The organism is Streptomyces sp. A012304, from assembly GCF_026008495.1.
Lineage (GTDB): Bacteria > Actinomycetota > Actinomycetes > Streptomycetales > Streptomycetaceae > Streptomyces.
In genome coordinates this window covers 168,442-169,839 of record NZ_BQUN01000228.1, presented here as the reverse complement: position 1 = coordinate 169,839, position 1,398 = coordinate 168,442, and the positions used below count along the sequence as shown (strand labels likewise).

At 74.0% G+C, this 1,398-nt stretch carries 1 protein-coding gene; it reads left to right on the top strand.

Features of this window, described 5'->3' with window-relative positions:
- Positions 1 to 435: 435 nt before the first annotated feature.
- Positions 436 to 1,398, top strand: a 963-nt coding sequence (locus ALMP_RS43695) for a DUF2510 domain-containing protein (protein WP_264937640.1), incomplete at its 3' end; no start/stop codon positions are given.

Below are 1,398 nucleotides of genomic sequence, written 5' to 3'. Positions count from 1 at the left end.
GCGCCCCGCCTCGCCCCGGAGGACCAGCAGCCGGCCCGACGGGGACCGGTCGTCGCTGAGTGTCGCCACCGCCCACTCGATGGCGGCGACCTCCTCGTCGCGCTCCCAGAGGGAAGCCGAGGTGGCCGCCGCCGGCCGTACCTCCGTCATCCCGCTACCTCCCCAAGTCGCCCGAACGACGTACAGACCTCGAGCGTAGCCGTCCGGCGGCCCGCGCGGAGGCCGGTCTGTGCAGCTGTTGCCTCGACGGGTGACGCGGGGCGGGCCGCGGCGCCCCGACGGGCCTGCGCAAAGCCCTCAGGACGTCAACGACCGGTGACGCGCAGCGAATTGACGTCGTTTTCCAGCCGATCGGAGGGAGAGGTTCCGCCACGGGCGCGGCCCGGGTGCGGTTCCTCTCATACGACTTTCACCGTTGCCTCATACGGTGGGGGCATGACGCAGGTGACTCCCCCCGGGTGGTACCCCGACCCCGGGCAGACAAGTGACGGTCCCGCCACCGAGCGCTGGTGGGACGGCAGGGCGTGGACGGACCAGGTCCGCCCCGTGGGCTCGGCCGCCGCATGGGGTCCGCCGGCGCAGCAACCGGCCGCCGGCGCCCCGGGTCACCCGGTGTACCCCGGGGCGCCGGCGGGCCCGGTGCCGCGGCGCGGGGTGCGCACGGCCATCGCCGTCACGGCGGCCGCCGTGGTCCTCGCGTGCATCGGGGTCGGCGTGTACGCGCTGACCAAGGACGACGGCGGCTCGGCCGGTCCCGGCACGGCGCAGGGGCCCGGCGACCAGGGCGGGCCGGGCGGTTCCGGCGGCCAGGACGGCGGTCGGGGCGGGCCCTTCGGTGACGGTGGTTCCGGCGGCTCGGGCGGTCCGGACGGGTCCTCGCCCACTCCGGACGAGTCCGAGGCGCCGAAGATCAAGAGCGGTTCGGTGACCGACACGCTCAACGGGATCAGCATCCCGATCCCGGACGGCTGGACCGGGCAGCAGATGAACGCGGGCGCGCAGGTCACGTCCGACGCGTCCTACAAGTGCCCCGGCGACACGTCGAAGACCTGCACCAAGGGGGGCGTGTACTCGGCGCCCGTCGAGATGCTGGGCACCGACGGGGACACCGCCGAGGAGGTCGCGAAGGCCGACATCGCGGCCAACGCCGAGCAGTCCTACGGCGGCGCCACCTACGGTTCGATCACCTCGCACCAGGTGCTCGCCTCCAAGGCGGTGACGGTGGCCGGGCAGAAGGGCTACCTGGTGCGCTGGAAGGCGGTCACCAGCAAGGGCGCCGACGGCATCGTCGAGTCGCTGGCGTTCCCGGCGCCGGCGAACCCCGATCGGCTGGTGGTGCTGCGCTTCGGCGTCGACGCCGATCAGCCGGTGTCCGTCATCGACACCGTCACCAAGGGC